20 protein-coding genes are annotated in these 21,177 nt (G+C 69.1%); 12 read left to right on the top strand and 8 right to left on the bottom strand.

The features are described from left to right. Positions 1-3: 3 nt before the first annotated feature. The 4 genes from ACXVUM_RS14015 to ACXVUM_RS14030 are packed head-to-tail and all read right to left on the bottom strand — an operon-like array spanning position 4 to position 3,405. Complete coding sequence (locus ACXVUM_RS14015; protein WP_458522385.1) at positions 4-1,164, bottom strand: hypothetical protein; 1,161 nt, start codon at positions 1,162-1,164, stop codon at positions 4-6. Then, entirely contained in the window at positions 1,161-1,928 is a 768-nt protein-coding gene (locus tag ACXVUM_RS14020) for a phosphatidylserine decarboxylase (RefSeq protein ID WP_458522386.1), read from the bottom strand. The genes ACXVUM_RS14015 and ACXVUM_RS14020 overlap by 4 nt, the downstream gene beginning before the upstream one ends. Next, positions 1,925-2,152 (bottom strand): serine/threonine protein phosphatase, encoded by a 228-nt coding sequence (locus tag ACXVUM_RS14025; protein WP_458522387.1) that lies wholly within the window; start codon positions 2,150-2,152, stop codon positions 1,925-1,927. The genes ACXVUM_RS14020 and ACXVUM_RS14025 overlap by 4 nt, the downstream gene beginning before the upstream one ends. Next, a complete protein-coding gene (locus tag ACXVUM_RS14030; protein ID WP_458522388.1) occupies positions 2,149-3,405 on the bottom strand; it encodes an SDR family oxidoreductase in 1,257 nt (418 codons plus the stop codon). The genes ACXVUM_RS14025 and ACXVUM_RS14030 overlap by 4 nt, the downstream gene beginning before the upstream one ends. A 207-nt stretch (positions 3,406-3,612) precedes the next feature. Here ACXVUM_RS14030 and ACXVUM_RS14035 point away from each other — a divergent pair, with 207 nt between their 5' ends. From ACXVUM_RS14035 to ACXVUM_RS14075, 9 genes are all read left to right on the top strand, one after another. Beyond that, entirely contained in the window at positions 3,613-4,299 is a 687-nt protein-coding gene (locus ACXVUM_RS14035; RefSeq protein WP_458522389.1) for a response regulator transcription factor, read from the top strand. Beyond that, the gene (locus ACXVUM_RS14040; protein WP_458522390.1) at positions 4,299-5,861 is read left to right on the top strand and encodes an ATP-binding protein; all 1,563 of its coding nucleotides are present in this window, start codon (positions 4,299-4,301) and stop codon (positions 5,859-5,861) included. Before ACXVUM_RS14035 ends, ACXVUM_RS14040 begins: the two co-directional genes overlap by 1 nt. 226 nt (positions 5,862-6,087) lie before the next feature. Next, on the top strand, positions 6,088-7,668 hold the full coding sequence (locus ACXVUM_RS14045; protein ID WP_458522391.1) for a S1C family serine protease: 1,581 nt from the start codon (positions 6,088-6,090) through the stop codon (positions 7,666-7,668). Further along, on the top strand, positions 7,668-8,333 hold the full coding sequence (locus ACXVUM_RS14050) for a MogA/MoaB family molybdenum cofactor biosynthesis protein (protein WP_458522392.1): 666 nt from the start codon (positions 7,668-7,670) through the stop codon (positions 8,331-8,333). Before ACXVUM_RS14045 ends, ACXVUM_RS14050 begins: the two co-directional genes overlap by 1 nt. A 9-nt stretch (positions 8,334-8,342) precedes the next feature. Then, positions 8,343-8,543 (top strand): hypothetical protein, encoded by a 201-nt coding sequence (locus tag ACXVUM_RS14055; RefSeq protein ID WP_458522393.1) that lies wholly within the window; start codon positions 8,343-8,345, stop codon positions 8,541-8,543. 380 nt (positions 8,544-8,923) lie between these two features. After that, complete coding sequence (locus tag ACXVUM_RS14060) at positions 8,924-9,562, top strand: MspA family porin (protein WP_458522394.1); 639 nt, start codon at positions 8,924-8,926, stop codon at positions 9,560-9,562. A gap of 55 nt (positions 9,563-9,617) precedes the next feature. Beyond that, a complete protein-coding gene (locus ACXVUM_RS14065; protein WP_458522395.1) occupies positions 9,618-10,331 on the top strand; it encodes an MspA family porin in 714 nt (237 codons plus the stop codon). Positions 10,332-10,535: 204 nt separating this feature from the next. Further along, positions 10,536-10,805 carry a DUF3263 domain-containing protein gene (locus tag ACXVUM_RS14070; RefSeq protein ID WP_458522396.1) on the top strand — a complete coding sequence of 90 codons (270 nt, stop codon included), beginning with the start codon at positions 10,536-10,538 and terminating at the stop codon, positions 10,803-10,805. A 177-nt stretch (positions 10,806-10,982) separates the two neighbouring features. After that, complete coding sequence (locus tag ACXVUM_RS14075) at positions 10,983-11,600, top strand: hypothetical protein (protein WP_458522397.1); 618 nt, start codon at positions 10,983-10,985, stop codon at positions 11,598-11,600. Here the strand turns inward: ACXVUM_RS14075 and ACXVUM_RS14080 are convergent. Continuing rightward, a complete protein-coding gene (locus ACXVUM_RS14080; RefSeq protein WP_458522398.1) occupies positions 11,590-12,753 on the bottom strand; it encodes a PucR family transcriptional regulator in 1,164 nt (387 codons plus the stop codon). The genes ACXVUM_RS14075 and ACXVUM_RS14080 overlap by 11 nt on opposite strands. A gap of 211 nt (positions 12,754-12,964) precedes the next feature. Between ACXVUM_RS14080 and ACXVUM_RS14085 the strand changes: the two genes are divergently transcribed. Then, positions 12,965-14,674, top strand: a complete 1,710-nt coding sequence (locus tag ACXVUM_RS14085; RefSeq protein ID WP_458522880.1) for an aldehyde dehydrogenase family protein — start codon at positions 12,965-12,967, stop codon at positions 14,672-14,674. Between the two features lie 59 nt (positions 14,675-14,733). Further along, positions 14,734-16,320 carry a GMC family oxidoreductase gene (locus ACXVUM_RS14090; protein ID WP_458522399.1) on the top strand — a complete coding sequence of 529 codons (1,587 nt, stop codon included), beginning with the start codon at positions 14,734-14,736 and terminating at the stop codon, positions 16,318-16,320. Here ACXVUM_RS14090 and ACXVUM_RS14095 read toward each other — a convergent pair. Next, positions 16,280-17,242, bottom strand: a complete 963-nt coding sequence (locus ACXVUM_RS14095; RefSeq protein ID WP_458522400.1) for a beta-carotene 15,15'-dioxygenase, Brp/Blh family — start codon at positions 17,240-17,242, stop codon at positions 16,280-16,282. The two genes, ACXVUM_RS14090 and ACXVUM_RS14095, sit on opposite strands and share 41 nt — an antisense overlap. Positions 17,243-17,345: 103 nt before the next feature. Beyond that, positions 17,346-18,305, bottom strand: coding sequence for a bacteriorhodopsin (locus ACXVUM_RS14100; RefSeq protein ID WP_458522401.1), 960 nt, complete (start codon positions 18,303-18,305; stop codon positions 17,346-17,348). Positions 18,306-18,514: 209 nt separating this feature from the next. On the opposite strand from ACXVUM_RS14100, the gene ACXVUM_RS14105 reads away from it, so the two are divergent. Continuing rightward, on the top strand, positions 18,515-20,167 hold the full coding sequence (locus ACXVUM_RS14105; protein WP_458522402.1) for a SpoIIE family protein phosphatase: 1,653 nt from the start codon (positions 18,515-18,517) through the stop codon (positions 20,165-20,167). Positions 20,168-20,197: 30 nt separating this feature from the next. Here the strand turns inward: ACXVUM_RS14105 and thpD are convergent, their stop codons facing one another. Next, positions 20,198-21,103, bottom strand: coding sequence for an ectoine hydroxylase (gene thpD, locus ACXVUM_RS14110; RefSeq protein ID WP_458522403.1), 906 nt, complete (start codon positions 21,101-21,103; stop codon positions 20,198-20,200). Positions 21,104-21,177 lie beyond the last annotated feature (74 nt).

A 21,177-nucleotide genomic window follows, 5' to 3' on the forward strand; every position in this document is an offset into this window, starting at 1 on the left:
GGTTCAGCTCCGGGGGATGGCGCGTGAGTAGATCCGATAGGTCCGGTAGGGGCTCATCGGTACCCGCGACAGCACCGATCCCTTCATCCATTCGCTGTCGTCGAGGACGGGCGCCCCCTCCATGCGCGTGTAGCCGCGTTCGGCGACGCGCCGCCACATCTCGACCACGATCTGCGACGCGACCGACCTGTCGGGGCAGGTCTTGTCCACCAACATCATGTCGACGCGTACGCCGTCCATCACCTCGGTGCGTCTGCGGCCCTTGACCGATCTCAGCGTCGATAGGTCACGCATCAGGCGGTTGCGGTGCCTCGCCGCGCGCGCGAGCGCCTGGTTCGCGTCGGGGATGCCCATGAAGAACGCGACGGGCTTGCCCCGGTACTCGGCGAGCAGGGTGAGTTCGGGGTCGAGGACGGGCAGCATCATCTTGAGCAGGTCCCAGTTCTCCGCCTTCGACAGCGGCGAGAATCCCCAGAAGTCCCGGAACGTCAGGTTGTAGAGCTCGCGGACGATCTCGGCGTCACGCCGCAGCGTCCGGTAGCTCATCGTGCGGAAGGTGATCTCCGAGCGGGCGCTGACCCTCTCGTAGAGCTGCTTGTGGCGGGCGAAGTCCGGGCCGCAGAACATCTCGTACGGATTGTCGAACCGGTAGCTGTAGAAGTCCTTGATCGCTGCCATGCCCCACTTCTCGAGCTGCGTGGCGTAGTACGTCGGGTTGTGGGGCATCCCGATCAGTGGCAGCTTCGCGTCCTCGTCGACGAGGACGCCGGCGCTGTAGAACATCGACGGGCTGAACGGGCCGGCCATCGTCGCGAGCCCGCGTTCGGCCAACCACTGCGACGCGGTGGACAGGAGTGCCTCGGCGACGGCGTAGTCCTCGACGCACTCGTAGAAGCCGAAGAACCCGAGGGACTCACCGGTGTACGCGGTGAAGGCGGTGTCGTGGATGGCGGCGATGCGACCGACCGGCCGGAGGTCGTCGAGAGCGACGAACGCCTGCGTGATCCGGATGGCGCGCAGTTCCTTCGCCGGTGACCGCAGCGTCGCACCGATGTCGATCGGCTCGTCGGGCAGGCCGTTCGGGTCGTCGGCGTAGACCGTCGAGTAGACGGCGGCGAAGTCCTTCCAGTCGGCGGCGGATCGCACCGGCACGACGGTGATCACAGGGCTGCCTCCTCGAGCACGGCGGGGGAGTCGAGGTCGGCGGCGACGTCGAGCGGTGACTCGGCGATGACGGTGGTGCCCGCGAAGACGTACTGCCCGGGCCGCACGGTGATGCGTGCGACGAGCTCGTCGGGCAGAAACACGTCGCATTGGGAGCCGAAGCGGATCATGCCGTATTGCTCACCGCGGCCGACGGTCTCGCCGACGTCGACGTGGGCGACGATGCGGTTCACCCACAGATCCGCGATCTGGGTGACCGTGGCGACGGCACCGCTCGCATGCCGGACTCCGATGGTGAGGCGCTCGTTGGTCATGAGGTAGTCGCACCCCTCGTCGTAGGGGGTCTGCCGGGCGAGGAGGTTCGCACCGATGCGCGCCATGGACCGGTTGAACGGTGCGGCGGCCCGGTGCCGACGGGCGACGACGGTGCCCGCCACCGGAGATCGGTTGCGGTGCACCGAGTACTCGGTCATGTACACACCGACGAGGTGACCGCTCGCGTCGGTGGCGATGTCGGTGAACTCCTCGAGCGGGATGGTGCGGCCCTTCTTCACCGCGAACGGCACCTGGCCGCGTTCGACCCGTTTGACGTAGGTGACGACGCCGTCGGCGGGGGCCACCACGGCGTGCGGGTCGCCCGGTGGCGTCCGGACGGGGTCACGGAAGAAGAAGCGCAACCGCCACCACGCGATGACACCCGCGCCGGCCGACGTGGCGAGTGCGCCCGCCGCCGACCACCACACGCCGGGATGCACCCGGGTCACTGCCCACGCCTCTCGTCCATCGCCGACGCCCAGCCCACATAGCGCTCGAGTGCCGGCCGTGCCAACCCGCCGGGCAACAGACCGATACCGGTGCAGGCCGCGTAGAAGCCGAGGCTCAGGACGGCGTTGCCCAACTCTCGCCCGAGGGGTGTGTCGGCGCGGGACACCCGGGAGGGTTCGGCCCGTCGTCCGACCGCCCCGCGGGGGGACGATCCGTCGATCACGCGCCGGCGATGGCGGGGGCGCGACGTCCCGAGAGCAGATCCTTCAGCGTGACCGTGCCGAAGTAGAGCTCGAACAGTCGACGGTGGTCGCACCACGACGCGTCGTGATCGGCCGGGAAGATGGCCTCGGGCTTGTGGACCTTGCGCATGAGGATGTCGATGTTGTCGCCGAGCATCGTCGCGGCGAACTCCTCCCCCGCGAGATCGGCCACGCGGCGGTAGAAGTCGTCCCAGCTGACGAGGTCCAGACCGAGCAGGTCCGCGTACAGGCTGTGGTCGTAGCCGGTGGGGTTCGACGGCAGCATCCGCGCCATCGGCACGTCGGTCAGCGCGTTGGCGACCATCACCTCGCAGATGACGTCGACGGGGACGTAGTTCATCCCGGGGCCGTCCCAGATCGCGCCGACCGCGATCGCGACCTCGATGATCCGCCAGAAGCTGTAGGCGCGACCGGGATCGAGACCCCGCCGGGTGCTGCCGAGGATGTAGGGCGCCTCGCACAGCGTCACCGAGAAGGTGTCGTCGTCGGCGAGCCAGCCGAGCAGGACCGCATTGACCCACTTCATCTGGGCGTATCCCGAGTACCACCACGAGTCGGGACGGCGGAAGTCCTCGGCACGTTGGTAGAGGTGCGCACCGATGCTGCCGACGTAGGTCACGTGCTTGCGGGTGCGGGTGACCGAGAACTCCAGCACCCGCAGCAGGCTGATGAACCAGTCGTCGCGCAACTCCACGTAGCTCGACATGTAGTCGGTGGAGCTCGCGCAGTTGTAGATCAGGCCGATCGTGTCGGCGAGTGCGGTGTACCCCTCGCGGTCGAGACCGAAGAAGCGGGCGGTGGGGTTGCCCTCGACGATCCGCACCTTGGACATGTCGACGTCGATCTCGTACTGGTCGACGGTGGCCTGCAGCCGACGACGCGCGGTCTCGGTCTCGGTGGGTCGGATCATCGCGACCACCTCGGTGATCTGCGGGTCGTGGGAGAGGCGGCCGATGAGATGGGCGCCGAGGAACCCGTTGCCGCCGAGCACCAGCGCGGTGTCCCGACGCGGTTCGGGCATGGTCGCGACCCGCCGGCGGGTGGCGACGTCGATCGTGGGGCGCAGAGCCGTCGGGTCGCCGGTGCTCAGCGCGACGACGTCGGCGTACTTCCCGCCGAAGCGCAGGCTCCGGCAGTCCCGGGTGATGAGGGCGTCGGCGTGCGGCCACACCGGTCGCAGCGATTCACCTGTCGGTCCGACCCCTGAACTCATATTCCCCTGACCCTTTCGTCGATCCACCTGTCGAGCGAAGGTGACCGTAACGACGGCTATGTCCAACTGTGACCTCCGTCGCACGATTTTGTGAGGAGATACAGGCGTTGAACCCAACACCTGTTGGTCCGGCGGGCGGTGGGTGTGACCGGGGTGTACGTGTGTCGTCTCAGCACGATCTCAGTCGTTCCGTCCACACTGGTGCGTATGCGCATCCTGGTGGTCGACGACGATCGCGCGGTCCGGGAGTCGTTGCGACGGTCGCTGTCGTTCAACGGCTACACCGTGGAGACCGCGAGCGACGGCATGGAGGCACTCGACGCCATCAAGTCCGAGCGGCCCGACGCCGTCGTCCTCGACGTGATGATGCCGCGGCTCGACGGCCTCGAGGTCTGTCGCCGGCTCCGCAGCACCGGTGACGACCTGCCGATCCTGGTGCTCACCGCCCGCGACAGCGTGTCCGAGCGTGTCTCCGGCCTCGATGCCGGCGCCGACGACTACCTGCCCAAGCCGTTCGCGCTGGAGGAACTCCTGGCACGGCTGCGTGCGCTGCTGCGCCGGGCGGGGGCGGACGTGGAGGCCGACTCGGAGTCGATGACCTTCTCCGACCTCACCCTGGACCCGGTGACCCGCGACGTCTCCCGCGGGGAGCGATCGATCAGCCTCACCCGCACCGAGTTCGCACTGCTCGAGATGCTGATGGCCAACCCGCGCCGGGTGCTGACGCGGGGGCGGATCCTCGAGGAGGTGTGGGGGTACGACTTCCCGACGTCGGGCAACGCCCTCGAGGTCTACATCGGCTACCTGCGGCGCAAGACCGAGGCCGACGGCGAACCGCGTCTGATCCACACCGTCCGGGGCATCGGGTACGTGCTGCGCGAGACGCCGCCGTGATGCCGTCGGGCGCCGGGCGCGACGGCGGCGGACACGACGTCGCCGCCCCGCCGGTCCACCACCCGACGAGCCAGATCCCGCCGGGGTCGCAGGGCCCACCGCCGGGATGGCAGCCAGCCCCCGTCCACCACCCGCCGCCGACGGCGATGCGCGAGCCGACGGCACTGACGCGGTCGATCTCGCTGCGGATGCGGGTGACGCTGCTCGCCGCGACCGTCGTCGGGATCGCCGTCGCCGTGATGGCGGCCAGCGCCTACGCCGTCGTCTATCGCGCCATGTACGCCGACGTCGACGCGCAGCTGGTGAACCGCGCCGACGGGATGACGCAGCTCGCACGGCTCGGTCTGCTCGACTCCTCACCCGAGGGTCTCGTCGCGGGCACCATCTTCTCCTCCGACATCTCGGTGGCGCTCGTGCGGTCGACGGGCCAGGTGTTCCAGATCGGCGAGGTGCCGATCGGGTCGGTCGAACGATCGGTCGTCGCCTCGGCCGACCCGTCCGCGCCGGATGCCTCCAGCCTGCGCACCGTCGGCGACAAGCGGGTGATCGCACGCAAACTCGTCGACGGCAACACCCTCATCATGGCGAAGAGCCTGGAAGCCACCGATCATGTGCTAGGACGACTCGCCTGGGTGTTGGCGATCGTCGGCGGGTGCGGCGTGATACTCGCGGCGGTGGCGGGCACGACGGTCGCCCGCGCCGGGCTGAGACCCGTGGCCCGCCTGACCCAGGCGGCGGAACGCGTCGCGCGCACAGACGATCTCGAACCGATCCCGGTCACCGGCAACGACGAGCTCGCGCGACTGACGGACAGTTTCAACGCGATGTTGCGCGCCCTCGCCGAGTCGCGGGAGAGACAGTCGCGGCTCGTCGCCGACGCCGGACACGAGCTGCGGACCCCACTGACGTCACTGCGCACGAACCTGGAGTTGCTCATCGCCAGCAACGCACCGGGTGCGCGGGCCATCCCCGCCGCCGACATGGCCGAGTTGCAGCAGGACGTGATGGCCCAGATCGAGGAGTTGTCCACGCTCGTCGGCGATCTCGTCGACCTCGCCCGCGACGACGCGCCGCAGGCGGTCGCCGAGGAGATCGACCTGACCGAGGTCGTCGACCGCTCGCTCGAACGTGTCCGCAGACGCCGCAGCGACGTCGACTTCACGGTGTCGACGGCACCGTGGTTCGTGTTCGGCGAACCGAACGGGCTGTCGCGCGCGGTGCTCAACGTGCTCGACAACGCGGCCAAGTGGAGTCCACCGGACCGACCGGTACGGATCGTGCTCCGCCAGATCGGTCCCGACCGCGCGGAGCTCACCGTGTCCGACGCGGGACCCGGCATCCCCGAAGAGGACCGCGCTCTGGTGTTCGAACGCTTCTACCGGTCCGACGCGGCGCGGGCGATGCCGGGCTCGGGGCTGGGTCTGGCGATCGTCCGTCAGGTGGTGGTGCGCCACGGCGGGTCCGTCACGGCCCTCGAATCGGCGGCCGGGGGAGCGCAGATCCGCATCGAACTCCCGGGACGACCGACGCCGGGGTTCGAATCGCCACCCGGCGGTGGGTGACCGGCGGGCGACCCCCCCGCGGTGACCGGACCGTGACCATGGCCCGTCCGACCGAGTTCCTATCGGTACTCACCGGTGGGTCTCAGACCCCTCTCAGGGCACCCGTACAGGATTAGGGTCGACGGGTACGACGACGCCGAGTGCGTCACTGCCCGCGGATGGGCCCCGCGTCGCCCGACGCAGGCCGGCCCGACCGCGCCGGAGCAGCGATGGAGGACTGCCACGCATGACCGACAACCAGCACGGGTCCCACCCCGGATCCGACGGCGACGACGAGCGCACCACCAGCTGGTCCGGCCAGGGACGACATGAAGACGGCTCGCAGGGTCCGTCCGGTCAGGACCCGACGGAGCAGCCGGGTTCGTCGGGGCAGGACTCCGGCTCCCACGGGACCGGCCAGTACGGGCCGGGTCAGTACGGGTCGGGCCAGTACGGCGGGGGACAGCACGGGTCTACGCCGTACTACGGCGGCGGGCAGTACGGCACCGGACAGAACGATCCCGGTCAGTATGGATCGGGTCAGTACGGCTCGGCTCAGTACGGGTCGGGCCAGTACGGGTCGGGCCAGTACGGGGGGACGCAGTACGGCAGCGGCCAGTACGGCCAGACCCAGCCGTTCGGGGCGTCGCCCTACGGCTACAGCTCGTCGGAGCACGGCGGGCAGGCGTCACCGTCCTACTACCCCGCGACGGCCACCGCGCCCAAGCGTGGCGGTGGGGGTCGTGCGGGTCTCGTCGTCGGGGCGATCGTGCTGGCCGTCCTCGCCGGTGGCATCGGCGGCGTGGTCGGCGCAGGTCTGGACGACACCTCGTCGCGATCGCTGTCCGCGCCGCTCGGCGGCGACCGGGACACCTCGCAGCCGGTCCAGGGTGAGGCCGGTTCGGTGCAGGCCGTCGCGGCCAAGGTCCTGCCGTCCGTGGTCTCGATCGACGTGCGGGTCGGCAACCGTGAGGGCGAGGGTTCGGGCGTCGTGCTGAGCCAGGACGGATACATCCTCACCAACAACCACGTCGTCACCGCGGAGTCCGGTCGGGCGGGTCAACTGACCGTCAGCTACAACGACGGTTCGACGTCCGGCGCGTCGGTCGTCGGGGCCGACCCCATCTCCGACATCGCCGTCATCAAGGCCGACAAGACGGGCCTGACCCCGATCACCGTCGGCACCTCGGCGAACCTGGCCGTCGGCCAGAACGTCATCGCGGTCGGCTCCCCCCTCGGGTTGGCCGGTACGGTCACCACCGGCATCATCAGCTCGCTGAACCGCCCGGTGTCGACGCAGGGCGAGGACAACAGCACCGCCTCGGTGATCGACGCCATCCAGACCGACGCCGCGATCAACCCCGGCAACTCCGGTGGCGCGCTGGTCAACGGCAACGGCGCGCTCATCGGCATCAACACGGCGATCGCGAGTCTGTCCGACAGCTCCAGCCAGCAGGGCGGCAGCATCGGCCTCGGCTTCGCCATCCCGATCGACCAGGCGATGCGCGTGGCGCAGGAACTGCAGCGCACCGGCCGGGCGACCCAGGCGGGCCTCGGGGTGTCGGTGCAGTCGTCGGGGGAGAACGCCGCGACCCCGGGCGCCCTCGTCTCCGCGGTCCAGGCCGGCGGCGCGGCGTCGAAGGCGGGTATCCCGTCCGGCGCGCTGATCACGAAGGTCAACGACCGCGTCATCTCGTCCGGCGACGCCCTGGTCGCCGCGATCCGATCGCACGCACCCGGGGACACCGTCTCCATCACGTACACGGCCAACGGTTCATCCCGAACCGTGCAGGTCACCCTGGACACCCTCGACACCGGAGGACGCTGATGACCGTCGACAACCGATCGATCCTGCGGATCCTGCCCGAGCCGCCCGCCGCCGACACGCTCGACGACCTCGCCACGCTCGGTCTCGGCGTCTCCGCGCAGGACGTGGCGGCCGCCGACCGGGCCGCCGAGCAGCTCTCGTCGGGCTCACGGGAGGATGACCCCATGACATCGGTGAGCCTGGAGTCCAGCGACCTCGGCCGGGCCCTCGTGGTCGTCGTCGACGATCGTGCCGCGCACGGGGAGGACCAGACCCTCATCGGGCCGCTCGTCGGTGAGTTGCTCACCGAGGCCGGGTTCCACGTCGACGCGACCATCGCGGTCGCCGCCGACGAGGTCGAGATCCGGAACGCGTTGAACACGGCGGTGATCGGTGGTGTCGACCTCGTCATCTCCGTCGGCGGTGTGGGTGTCCGCCCTCGTGACGTCACCCCGGAGGCGACGAGCGGTCTGCTCGACCGGTCGCTGCCGGGAATCGAAGAGGCCGTGCGCAGTTCGGGGCTCGCCGCCGGCGCGTCCGACGCCGGTCTCTCGCGCGGGGTCGCCGGGATGTCCGGTCAGACGCTCGTCGTCAACCTCGCCAGCTCGCGCGCCGCGGTGCGTGACGGCATGGCGACGGTCGCCCCGCTCGCCAAGCGGATCATCTCCTCCCTCACCGAGCTCTGACCTCGGCTCGTGGCCGAGCAGCGATCCGACGACGTCCCGGGCGAGACCGCCTGGGAACGTCGGCGTCGGATCGCCGCCGTCTTCGGCGACGACCTGCCGTCGGTCACGTCCGACGAGGCGTCCGCCGACGGAAGTGATCGAGATCACCGCGGCGACGGGTCGGCGTCGGAGAAATGGCTCCGCGAGAACCGTCCGCCGCATCACCAATAGCGGCGTGCCTCGGGCTATGCGCGATCCGCGATGAGTGTCCGGATTGCTCAGATCTTTTCGATGAGCGGCTGTGGGCGGGGCCATGTCGCGACCAATTCGTGACGCGCCCGATCCCATCTGTTGTCGGGTCACGCCCCTCGGGTTAAGTTTCCTCCGACAACACACCGCGGCGACCGTCGGTGTCGAGTCGCCGCGGGTCGGGCTGTGGCAGGACACGGGGGTTGCGCCCGCCCGGATTTAACGTCTGGGAAACATGTCGCAACAACACCGTCAAGTGTTCACGCCACGATTTCGCGGACCGCCAGGTTAGACCGAGCTAGAGTTCGCTTCTGCACAGTGAAATGTGGCCCGGTTCACAGCACGTCCTTGAGAGGGAACGAATGACCACGAAGAGCAAGCTCGGCCTGCGCCGCCTCGCGGCGGGCGCCGCCATCGCAGCGGTGTCGGCCGTCGGCCTGGCCAGCATGGGCGCGGGAGCCGCGGCCGCCCGCGATCTCCCGGCAGGGTCGAAGGTAACCACCGGTGTCGACGGCTCGGTGGTCAAGCTTTCCCGTTCCGCCGAGAAGGTTTTTCCGATCCCGACCGAGTCGCACAACGGTGCCGACCGCGGTGCCGAGGTGAACGGAGCCGTGTTCGCGACATTCCCGAAGGGTGGCGACGCTGTTCTTCAGACCGGATACATCGTCGGCTGCCAGGTCGACATCTCCAGCCTCAGCTTTTCGCCCAGCATCAGCTTTACGCAAGGCTTGAATCTCCTCGGTGGCGACACGCCACTCAGCCTTGGGGCTTCGGTCTCGCCCGGCATCACTATTCCTCTGACGCCGGGTTCCGCAGCGGTGGTTCCGATCGGCTCGAAGTCCGGCAGCGGTGGGTCGCTCGGTGTTCAGTACCAGCAGTTCCGTATCGACGTGACGGGCTGCGGTGGTTACGCACAGGCGCGCGCCATGTCGACCATCGAGTTGCGCGGCGAGAACTACGTGAAGTCAACGCTGTACGGCCAGCCGTTCAGCCTCAACTGACAATCCGCCGTCCTCCACACAATCTCGCTTCACTAGAACACTCTTAAGGGGAATCATGAACTCCACCTCGATGCGTCGCGCGGCTGCTGCCGCCGGCATCGTCGGCGTCTCGGCGGTCGCTCTCGCCAGCATGGGCGCCGGGAACGCTGCCGCCGCCTCGCTGCCCGACAAGACGGTCACTCAGCGTCTGGTCGACGGGACCTCGGTCACCGTCAGCCTGACGGGCCAGAATTACACCATCGCTCGATCCACGGTTGCGGTGCCGACGAGCCGTCACGCCTGGGTGTCGGGCAAGGTTAAGGTGACCGTCAACGGCAAGGCTGAGGGCGGTTCGATCACCGCCGGTTACTACGTCGGCTGCCAGGTCAACTTTGGGGCCGGCGCGACTGGCGGCGGTAGCCTGGACGCCGGTGTCGCGGGTGAGGATGGGGATCAGACGGTCGATCTCGGCACTGGTGCCATCACCACCGGCCCCTCCACCTATGCACCCAGCCTGGGCGCTACTGCGAATCAGGGTATTTCACTCACCCTCGGGCCCGGCAAGACAGGCTTCGTGCCTGTCGTCAACTACACCGATGATGACGACAAAACGGTGAACAGTGTCGCCTTCAAGGGTTCATCGGCGGGGATCGCGTACAGCCAGGAAGACTTCCACGTCGAGCAGTGCGCAGGGTTCGCGGAGGCGAAGGCTTACATCAAGGTCCAGGTCTCGACGGAGGCCGTCGACGGTTACGTCACCCTCGTGGGCAAGCCGTTCAGCCTCGGCTGATCCAGCACCACCTCCGAGAACGGGGAGCGGCCCACAGGGTCGCTCCCCGTTTTCTGTGCATTCATTCGCAATGAGCAAAACGTATGGCCTCAGTCACTTCGCGACGGCACAATGAACGGGTCGCGCGGCCCCGGTGGGGCCCACCCGGTGCGCCCGGGAGCGTAACGGGCAGAACAGACATCGACTATTTCAGGTGGGACGAGCATGGACGTGGGAGTCGGCGGCGGGATGGGGAACCGCGGCCTCGACGACGGGAAGTTGCTGGCGTTCGAGCTGGGCTGGTTCCAGCGCGGCGGGGGGCCGGCGGAGGCGATCCGTGAGCAGTTCGGGATCGGCGACGTCGAGTTCTTCCACCGGCTCAGCGAGTACCTCGAGGAGACCGCGCCGAGCGGTGACGGGCAACTCCCGGCGCACGTCGTGGACAAGATGAAAGCGGTCTGCCGCAAGCGTCTCTGGCTCGCGCGCGCCGTCTGACGTCGCCATCGGCGCGATGACGCCGGTGTTACGCCCGTCTTACTAGCTGTGCTCACGAAACATGTTCGTTGCGTGCCGCCACCATGCCGCCGAGGGGTCGGGTCGCAGCATTTCTCCACCCGGGTCTCCACCCGGCGGTCGAGGCGATGAGGTCGCCGGCCGCGCAGCCTTGACCGTGTGACGACAAGCGTTGTTCTCCTCCAGCTCGCGGTGTTGGCGGTCGTGCTCGAATCGGATCTCGGTCGGCGCCGAGTCGGCTGGTTCCGGGTGTGGCGGCCCGTGGTGACCGTCGCGGTGGTGGTCCCGCTGTTCCTGTCCTCGATTCCCGGCGGCGCCGCGAACCTCACGCTGCAAGCGAGCGGTGTCATCGTCGGAGCTGTTCTCGGATGCCTGGTGGCGTCACGGTGGCTGGTCTCGATGGGCTGGGACCCGGCCTTCACGAGTCGCCACATCCCGTGGATGCGTCGGCCACGGCCGGCGGTGGTCAGTGATGCCGGAGTCGGGTACGCATCCGCGTGGATCGCGGCGTGTGTCCTGCGGCTGGCGTTCGCCTACGGCGCCGACCACGTCTTCACCGACGCGCTCGGGCATGTCATGCGCGACCACGATCTGTCGGGGGCTGCGCTGGGAAACGCGTTCGCATTCCTCGCGATAGCGATGAGCGTGTGCCGCAGCCTCGTGTTCGCGGGGCGGGCCCGCGCAATCAGGAGGACTCACGAATCGGCGTCGATCGCACCGGAGGACCGCACCGATGCCGGTGACCCGGTCGACCGGCGGCACCATCTCACGCAGTGATGTCGAGACCGTCCAGCTGGGATCCGCGCAACCCGACGAAGAGTTCGGCGGCCTGCGCCGGATCCATGAAGTCACGTCCGGTCAGTTCGCCGATGCGGCGCAATCGGTAGAGCACCGTGTTGCGGTGGTAGTGCAGCCGTGCCGCCGCATCCGCGGTCGACCCTCGTGCCGCGAACCACGCGTCGAGCGTCGCGAGCAGACTGGCCCGTTCGTCGGCGGGCAGCTCGAGGAGCGGGCCGAGGATCTGTCGGACCGCGACGCGACTGCTGTCGGGGTGGGCGGCGAGCAGCAGGGGGACCGGGACGGTGCCGAAGCGGGTCACCGCGCTGTCGTCGACACGGGCACAGGTGCGCGCGAGCCGTGCCTGCGCCACCGCGTGGGGTGTCCCTGCAGGTGTGGGGAACACATCGCTCACGCCGATCGCGCCGTCTGCCCGTAGCCCGGCGACCGCCTCCTCGACCCTCCCGTCGACGGCCGCGAACAGCAGTCCCAGCACCCCGTCGGCCTCGGCGTCCCACACGGCGGTCACGTCATGCTGCGCGAACTCGACCCGACTGGAGGCGGCGGACACCACCACGAAGGCGCCGCGTTCGGGGATCCGAAGGAAATGCACCGCGTCGGCGACGGCCGCGGGATTGGAGGCGTGGTCCGCGAAGAGCGCACGGACCAGCCGACGCCGCGATTCGGCGTCCTGTTCGGTCCGCGCCTCGACCGAATGCCGATAGGCGTCCGCCGCGGCGTCGGAGCACACGTCGACCAGCGCCCACACCTGGGCGGCCATGTCGAGCAGTGTGCGCGTCGCGCCACCGTCGGATCGGTTCATCAACTCCTCCCAGATCAGCCGCCCGCCCAGCCGGAAGGCGTGCAGGAGCGCGGCCAGCGGGACGCCCTGCTCGGCCTTCAACCGGCCCGCCGCCGCGGCCGCCTCCAGGTCCGGGGAGCTGCCGACGGCCAGGCAGCTCACCATCGACAGCAGGTTGGCGTGACACGCGTCGTGCAGTTGCTCCCGGGTGAGCAGCGACGACTCCAGGTATCCGTGTTCGGCGCTCAATATGCGCGTGACCAACTCCGTCGTCATGTCGTCGACGGAGTTCAGCAGGGGGAGAACCAGCGCGTTCTGCAGGTGCGCGGGGGCGGTGGTCGTCGTCGACATCGCCTCAGGCTACGCGCCGATCGTGACCCGGACCACAGGGTGGTTGTGCCGCCGCACAATCCGGCGCGGGACTTCGAGAGCGACGGCCTATGGAGACGTGCGCCCTGATGAGACGACAATCACAGTAGTGGTGGGAGATCTCCCGTGCCTGTCGTCGAGTCAGAGATGAGTGATCGCAGTGTCAGAGACCATCGGTTCCGAACCGCGTGTGGTGGAGGATCCCGACGCCACCGGACACGCCGCCGTCGACCGCGCACTGGCGGACCTGAGTGCGGGGGAGAAGACGTGGGGTGCGCTGAGCCTCGCCGATCGGCGGGCTCTGCTCGAACGGGTCCGCGACCTCACCGCGGACCACGCCGAGGAGTGGGTCGCCGCCGCGGTCGGGATCAAGAAGCTCGATCCCGCGTCCCCCCTTGTCGGCGAGGAGTGGATCTCGGGGCCGTACGCGTTCGCGGGTGGCGCCGCCACCCTGGCGCACAGCCTGGCCGCACTCGAGGCCGGCGACAGCCCCATCGCCGACGCCACCTTCGGTTCCGCCCCGGGCGGTCGCACCACGGTGCGCGTGCTGCCCCTCGGCATCTTCGACGCCCTGCTGCTCAACGGGTTCAGCGCCGACGTGTGGTTGACCCCCGGCGTCGACGCCGAGCGTGCGAAGGGATCCGCCGGACTCGCCCAGCTCGATCCCACCCACACCCGCGGTATCGGTGCGGTCCTGGGCGCGGGCAACATCATGTCGATCGCCCCGCTCGACACCCTCTACGAGCTGTTCGCCCACAACCGTGTGGTCGCCCTCAAACTGAACCCGATCACCGACGCGATGCTCCCGGTGCTCACGAAGGTCCTCGCGCCGCTGATCGAGGTCGGGGCGGTGCGACTGCTGACCGGTGGAGCGGAACTCGGCAGCTACCTCGTCCATCACGACTCGGTCGACCACGTCCACATGACCGGGAGTTCGATCACCCACGACACCATCGTCTTCGGGCCCGGAGAGGACGGGGCGGCCCGACGGGCGGCGAACGAGCCGGTGCTGGACAAGCCCATGACGAGCGAGCTCGGCGGCGTGTCACCGACCATCGTGCTGCCCGGCAGGTGGAGCGACGCCGACATCGAGTACCAGGCGGAACACGTTGCCACGCAACGGCTGCACAACGGCGGCTACAACTGTGTCGCGTCGCAGGTGGTCGTGCTGTCGTCGGAGTGGGAGCAGCGTGATCAGTTCCTCGCCGCCCTGCGCACCGCCCTCGACAAGGCTCCCGGTCGCGCCCCGTACTACCCCGGCAGCGACACCCGCGTCGGGGCGGCCGTCGCCAGCTATCCCGCCGCCGACCGACTCGACGGCGGACGGGTGCTGATCCAGGACATCGACCCGGGTGACGAGGTCGACCTCCTGCAGACGGAGTACTTCGCGCCCGTGCTGGGGGTGATCGAGTTGCCCTACAGCGGTGATCAGTTCGCCGCAGCGGCCGTTCGGACGGTGAACTCCGACTTCGTCGGAACGCTCGGCGTGAACATCGTCGCCCACCCCGCGTCCATCCGCGAGCTGGGGTCGAGATTCGACGAGATGCTGGCCGAGTTGAACTACGGCACGGTCGCCGTCAACGCGTGGACCGGCGTCGGGTTCCTCACCGCGGGTGCGACGTGGGGCGCGTTCCCCGGACACACCGTCGACGACATCCAGAGCGGGATGGGCATCGTCCACAATGCGCTGCTCATCGACGACGCCGAACGAACCGTGGTCCGCGGACCGTTCCGGCCGTCACCGCGGTCGATCCTGCACCGCGAGTGGGCGATCTCCCCCAAGCCGCCGTGGTTCGTCACCAACCGCACCGCGGCCACCACCGGGCGGCTGTTGACGGCGTTCGCGGCGAAACCCTCGTGGACGAAGTTGCCCGCCATCTTCGCCTCCGCGCTGCGCGGATAGCCCCGCCTCTCCACAGACCGCTTCGTCACAGACCGCTTCGTCACAGACAAGGAAATTCGATGTCGACCGATCTCTCTGCCGACTACGTCGTCGTCGGCGCCGGCTCGTCGGGCGCCGTCCTCGCCAACAGGCTCAGTGCGGATCCGCGCAACTCCGTCGTCGTGCTCGAGGCCGGACCGGAGGACAAGAACAGGTTCGCCCACATCCCGGCCGCGTTCTCCAAGCTCTTCCGCAGCGAGGTCGACTGGAACTACGACACCGAGGCGCAGCCGGGACTGCGAGACCGCAGCATCTTCTGGCCGCGCGGCAAGATGCTCGGTGGTTCGTCGTCGATGAACGCGATGATGTGGGTCCGCGGATTCGCCGCCGACTACGACGAGTGGGCGACGCTCTCCGATGCGACGTGGTCGTTCGAGAACGTGGTGCCGTACTTCCAGAAGATCGAGAGCATCGAGGAGACCACCGCGCTCGACGCCGGGACCGGTGGCCCTCTCGTGGTGTCGAACCAGCGCAGCCCGCGTCGCCTGACCTCCTCGTTCCTCGAGGCCGTGCGGGAGGCGGGGTACCCGGTGGAGCAGGCGAATCTCGCCGAACCCCGGGGCTTCTCGCAGACGATGGTCACCCAGAAGCGGGGCGCCCGGTGGAGCACGGCCGACGCGTACCTCAAGCCGGTCCGCAAGCGCTCCAATCTGACGATCGTGACCGAGGCCCACGCCACACGAGTGGTCTTCGAGGGATCGGCCGCCGTCGGAGTCGAGTACCTCAAGGACGGCACACGCCACACCGTGCGCGCCGGCACCGAGGTCGTCCTCGCCGGCGGCGCGGTGAACTCCCCGCAACTGCTGATGCTCTCCGGTGTCGGCGACCGCGCGGAACTCGCTGCACACGGGATCGACGTCCACCACCACGCCCCCGAGGTCGGCAAGAACCTGACCGATCACCTGTGCTCGCTGATCGGGTGGCAGACCGAGTCGGACTCACTGTTCGCCGCCGAGAAGATCCCTGAGCTGGTGAACTATCTCGTCCGTCGTCGCGGCATGCTGACGTCGAACGTCGCCGAGGCCTACGGCTTCATCACCACCCGTGACGAGGTGCCGTACCCCGACGTCGAACTGATCTACGCTCCCGCGCCCTTCTTCGACGAGGGGCTCATCGCCCACGACGCCCACGCCGCGGTGATCGGGGCGGTGCTGCTGCGGCCGGAGAGCAGGGGAGAGGTCACCCTGCGATCAGCCGACCCGACGGCCAAGCCCGTCATCGACCCGCGCTACCTGTCCGACGCGGGCGGGGTCGATCGTCGCGCGATGATCGAGGGTCTGCGCGCGTGCGTGGACATCGCCGGCCAGCCCTCCCTCAAGGAGTTCCTCGGAGACATCGTGCGTCCCCAGGTGGCACCCGACATCGCCACCGAGGACCTGCTGACCGAAGCCCTGGAACGGAACGCGCACACCCTGTATCACCCGGTGAGCACCTGCCGGATGGGCAGCGACACAGCCAGTGTCGTCGACCCCCGGCTGCGGGTACGGGGAGTGGACAGGTTGCGTGTCGCCGACGCGTCGATCATGCCGACCATCATCCGCGGGCACACGCACGCACCGAGCGTGCTCATCGGGGAGAAAGCCGCAGACCTGATCCTGGGCGGGTGATCCGCGGCGCCAGGATCGAGTGGGGGACGGTGAGACACAGGACCGTCACCAGTGCGGGGGCGATCACCGCGGTCTCGAGGGTGACCGCGAGCACGACGACCGCGAGCGCAGCGACGATCGACGGGGCCAGGGCGAGCAGCAGGAGATCGCGTCCGGCTCGCGCGGGTGCGACGTCGCGCTCGTCGGCCGTCTCCTGGATCAGCAGTCCCGATTGTCGCCAGGCGTGCCAGAGGGCGAAGTAGACCGCGAACGCGAGAAGCGGTGTGAGCACGACGAACAGGACGCCCAGTGCGACCACGTCGACGGTGATGTCGCGGCGCAGCGTCCCGGTGCACAGCGCGACAGCGCCGATCGCCGCCACTGCGACGAACGGGATCGCCCATCGGCACACGGTGACGATCACCGAGCCGTTGCCGGCGGTGAGTGCGTCGAGGATGTCGAGGACGGACCCGCCGTGCAGGCCCAGCGGGAGCACGACGGGGATCCCGCCGAGGGACGCGATCTGCAGTGCGCGGCCCAGGCGTGTGGACACGGCACCTCGCGTCAGGTGGCGGCTCAGCTCGACCTCGCCGGCGCCGAAATGACCTGCGGCGAGTGCGAGCAGGCCGAGCAGCGCGGGTAGCGGTGCGACGAACCACACCGCGCCGGCCGCGAGTGCGGACGCCGCGTAGAGGATTCCCCCGGCGACGAACCGCCGTGGGGAGTTGCCCAGCCGGGTGACGTCGACGGCCCCGTGCGGGGTGCCGACTGCCAGCGCCGCGACGACGATGATCGTCGCGACGAGCGTTCCCGGACTGAGGCCGTCGCCCGCGAGGGACGTGCGGGCGGCGCCGGTGCTCATCGCACCCACCGCGACCGCTGCGGTGATGCCGAATGCAGCGATGCGCGGCGGGTGGACGAGCCACCGCCGTGCGACGCCCACCCGACGACCACATCGGCGTGATCGCTGATCCTGCCGGGCCGCCGCTCGGGCGACCCGGGGGATCGTCTGCGCGACAGGTGATGTGGTCATCGGGTGCGTGATCTCAGTGCGCCGCGTGTGCCGCGTGTGTACCGACGCTCGGCGCCCCGGTGGGTGGCACGCTGACGAGCTCACCGGAGACCCACACCTCGGCGGCGACGGTGTCCGGCACGGCGGACGCACGGGTGTGATCGATGTCGCCGCCGACGGCGAGCGCATCGGCTGCGGTGCGCAGCTTGGCCATCTTGTGGATGAGCAGACCGAACCCGACCTTGGCGGCGATGTCTGCCGCCGTGAACACCAGCTGTTCGGTGGTCGCCCACCCGCTGTCGTTCGCGCCGGCCCACAGCGGGATCATGTACGCCAGCGGATATGCGCCGAACACGCTGAACAGCAGGATCAGTGCGTTGCGGTAGGTGATGAGGATCTCTCCCTTGCCCACCTGCGCGGCCGTCGTGCGGTACGCCTGCAGGGCGACGCCGTACAGGACGACGAAGAACACGGTGCTGATGACGCCCCAGATCCAGAACGCGGCCGTGGTCCCGCGGGCGGCGTTCTCACCGAACACCACGCCCAGGTAGCCGGTCACGATCATCAACACCGCCGACGTCACGGCGATCGTCCGCATCTTCAGCGCGGCAGCGCGACCGATCGCGGCCACCGCGATGATCTCGACGGTCAGCAACGGCACGGTCACCGACCAGTCCATGTACCTCAGTTCGGTGATGACGGTGCCGGCGGAGGGCGAGAAGGACTGGCCGTCGGGTGCGGCGTGGAACTTCAGGACCCACTCCAGGATCAACGCCAGGTAGGCGAGCGAGGCGACACTGCACACCAGCGTGCTGGCGAGCGCTGCCGGGCGGTAGGCCTTGGAGACCTCCGACGTGGTCTTGGCCCCGTAGATCGCTGCGGCGAACAACGCGAACGCCGCGACGACGAACCCGTACAGGACCAGCAGGTACTGCGCATTCGTATAGGTGGAGGTCGCCGAGAACTCAGCGGCCAGAACGACATGGTTGGACATGGCACTCCCATCGTCCGATTGATTGCAATCCGTAACTGTTGCAGATTGCAATAGTTCGGCCAGCGTAAGGCGGTGCCGAGGGGGCTGTCAACGGCGGTGGCCGCGGGCTGCGCCGTCCGCCGTTTCGTTGCCGGCGCGCTGTGGCAGGCTGGGCAGATGTTCGGCCGCAGGGCTTTTCCGTCGACACCCGCTCGTCCCACGTCGTAGCGATGGACGACAGCACCCGTGCGGCGTTGGTCGACGTGTCGTCGGCGGTGATCGACAGGCATGTCGAGGCCGCCGGCGAGGTGGCGCGGCAGCTCACCTTCACCCAGCTCGGTGTCGTCGACCTGATCCACCGGTCGGGGCGTGTGACGGTGTCGGCGATCGCCGAGCACGCAGGCGTGGCCGTGTCGACGGCGAGCAGGTGGGTGGACCGACTCCAGGCGCTGGGCCTCGCCTCGCGTGATCCGGCCGCGGACAACCGCCGCGAGCTCTCGGTGACGCTGTCCTCTCTCGGGGATGCGGTGGCCGCGCGATGGGACGCGGCACGCGTGGGCATCTGGTCGGAACTGCTGGCGGAACTCGACGACGCGGACGTCCGCGCGGTGATCGGTTCGATGCACGCGGCGGCGGGCGTCGAGAAGGCGACCGCCGGCGGTGCACGTCGAGCTGCCGCCGACGAGACCTCGGCGTCCGGGGAACTGTCGCAGTTCGCGTGGCAGCTGGGTCGAGCGCTGTCGGAGTCGTCTCCCGACCGCGTTCCGCACACGCTGGTGACCATGGCGGCCACCACATTCGACGCCGAGGTGGCGCTGCGGGTGGCCACCCATGACGGGAGGAACCTCAACACCGTCGCCCACGCCCGTCCGTCCGACGCGCCCGTGTCCGCCTCTGACGGGGACATGACGAGCGACGAGACGGTCGATCGCAGTCTGCCGGGTGAGGCGTTCCGATCCGGGGAAGTCGAGGTCGACCCCGACGGGTCGGGGACACTGCACGTCCCGATCACGACGGTCACCCATCGAGTGGGAGTCCTCAGCGTCACACCGAGCGGCGCCGGCGTCGACGCACCGACGATGCGAGCACAGGCGATCGCCGCCGCCACCATCGCGGCACCTCACCTTGCCGGCCCGAAGGCGGCCTCACGGCTGACCGAGCTGGTCTCACGGTCACGGTCGTGGACGGTGGGGGCGGAGATCCAGTCCCGGCAACTCGGACCCCCACGTGCCGCTGCGTACGACATCACCATGGCCGCACGAATCGAGCCGGCGTACAACAGCTGCACCGACTCCTATGACATCGAGTTGATCGCCGACGACCACGACGCCCCGTTCTTCGACGTCGCGGTGTTTGACTCGAACGTCAACCGTTACTCGGCGCCGCTGGTCACCGGGCTCGCGCTGGGCGCCGTGCGGCACGCCCGGGCGCAGGGGCGGGACCTCGCCGAGCAGGCGCACCTGCTCGACGAGGCCGTCTTCGGTCACTTCCGCGGGGAGGCCACCGTCGAGTTCCTGCTCCTGCGGATCGACTGTGTGACCCGGACGTGCGCGGTGGTCGCCACCACCGGCGGTATCGACCTCGTGCACCACGCCGAATCGGTTCTCCGCGTGAGCGTCACGCGATGCGACCCCGCCGGATTGACCGGCGAGGCCGACTATGTCGCGAGCACACTGCATTTCGGGGCAGGGGAGCGGATCGCCGTGCTCGGTGACGGGTTCGGGGCGAACACCGCCACGGGGCGGCGTGCCGAGGTCATGATGGGCCGCGCCCGGTCGTCCTCGGTCGACGAGGTGGTGCGCGAGATGGGGATCGACCTGCTCGACCGCACCGGCCCCGACGGCCCCGCCGACGACGCCACCGTCGTCTGTATCGACCTGTGAGACGGCCGGCCCGCCGCTCCCGCGCCGCGGTCAGCGCATCGCGAGATGGCGGGGTCGAGGCCGCTCCGCCGCATACGGCTCGCGGAGTGCGTTCGACACCGCGTTGAACACGATGAACAGGTTGCTGCGCGGTCGCGGCGTGATGTTGCCCGCCGATGCGTGCAGACAGTTGCTGTCGAAATGGACGGCAGAACCGGCCGGCCCGGTGATCGTCTCGATGCCGTGGCGGTCGACGAGCTCGGTGACGTCGTCCTCTTCCGGCGTGCCGACGGGCGGGCGGTAGGACACCAGGGATTCCCGGTGGTACTGGTCGGGCGTCTGCGCGACACACGAGATGAAGTCACGATGCGACCCCGGGACGATCATCAGCGGGCCGTTCGTGTCGAGATTCGGCGTCAGCGCCAGCGACACACTCAACGCGCGTGGCACCGGCATGCCGTCTTCGGCATGCCATGTCTCGAAATCGGAGTGCCAGTAGAAGGGTCCTCCGGCGAAGCCGGGCTTGAGGTTGATACGACTCTGGTGGATGTAGACGTCGTCGTCCAGGATCTGCCGCGCCACGCCGACCACGCTGTCGCGAGAGCAGATGTCGGCGACGCGATCGCTGAGGGAGGCCACGTCGAACAGTGACCGCACGTCGCCCCCCGGCTCGCGCACCACACGGTCGTCGTCGCCGAGGCGCGTCGTCGCCGCGTCGACGTCGTCGAGACAGGCACGGATGTCGTCGTCGTCGAGGACCGCCTCCGACGTGTGGAAGCCCTGTGCCTCGTAGTCGCGGAGCTCGTCGGAACTGAGCGGGCCCGACGCCTCGGTACCGGCCCAGACGACGGGGTGGGGGCGGGGCTCGATGCCCCAGCGGTGGCCGGATCGGGTCGGGTACACGTCGATGTCGGTCGGATCTGCACTGTGTTGCGTGAAGGTTTCGTACAACTCCATGCCGCCGACCCTCCCCGGTGAAGGCCCACCCTGTCCAGGAACGGGTGCCGGAGATGCCGGGTTCACCGATCCGG

It is taken from the genome of Williamsia sp. SKLECPSW1 (genome assembly GCF_054332755.1).

Bases quoted from the DNA above. Each gene is read 5' to 3' on its own strand.
- ACXVUM_RS14030 (WP_458522388.1), bottom strand. From the start codon at position 3,405: ATGAGTTCAGGGGTCGGACCGACAGGTGAATCGCTGCGACCGGTGTGG.
- ACXVUM_RS14035 (WP_458522389.1), top strand. From the start codon at position 3,613: ATGCGCATCCTGGTGGTCGACGACGATCGCGCGGTCCGGGAGTCGTTG.
- ACXVUM_RS14040 (WP_458522390.1), top strand. From the start codon at position 4,299: ATGCCGTCGGGCGCCGGGCGCGACGGCGGCGGACACGACGTCGCCGCC.
- ACXVUM_RS14045 (WP_458522391.1), top strand. From the start codon at position 6,088: ATGACCGACAACCAGCACGGGTCCCACCCCGGATCCGACGGCGACGAC.
- ACXVUM_RS14050 (WP_458522392.1), top strand. From the start codon at position 7,668: ATGACCGTCGACAACCGATCGATCCTGCGGATCCTGCCCGAGCCGCCC.
- ACXVUM_RS14060 (WP_458522394.1), top strand. From the start codon at position 8,924: ATGACCACGAAGAGCAAGCTCGGCCTGCGCCGCCTCGCGGCGGGCGCC.
- ACXVUM_RS14065 (WP_458522395.1), top strand. From the start codon at position 9,618: ATGAACTCCACCTCGATGCGTCGCGCGGCTGCTGCCGCCGGCATCGTC.
- ACXVUM_RS14070 (WP_458522396.1), top strand. From the start codon at position 10,536: ATGGACGTGGGAGTCGGCGGCGGGATGGGGAACCGCGGCCTCGACGAC.
- ACXVUM_RS14080 (WP_458522398.1), bottom strand. From the start codon at position 12,753: ATGTCGACGACGACCACCGCCCCCGCGCACCTGCAGAACGCGCTGGTT.
- ACXVUM_RS14090 (WP_458522399.1), top strand. From the start codon at position 14,734: ATGTCGACCGATCTCTCTGCCGACTACGTCGTCGTCGGCGCCGGCTCG.
- ACXVUM_RS14100 (WP_458522401.1), bottom strand. From the start codon at position 18,305: ATGTCCAACCATGTCGTTCTGGCCGCTGAGTTCTCGGCGACCTCCACC.
- ACXVUM_RS14105 (WP_458522402.1), top strand. From the start codon at position 18,515: ATGGACGACAGCACCCGTGCGGCGTTGGTCGACGTGTCGTCGGCGGTG.
- thpD (WP_458522403.1), bottom strand. From the start codon at position 21,103: ATGGAGTTGTACGAAACCTTCACGCAACACAGTGCAGATCCGACCGAC.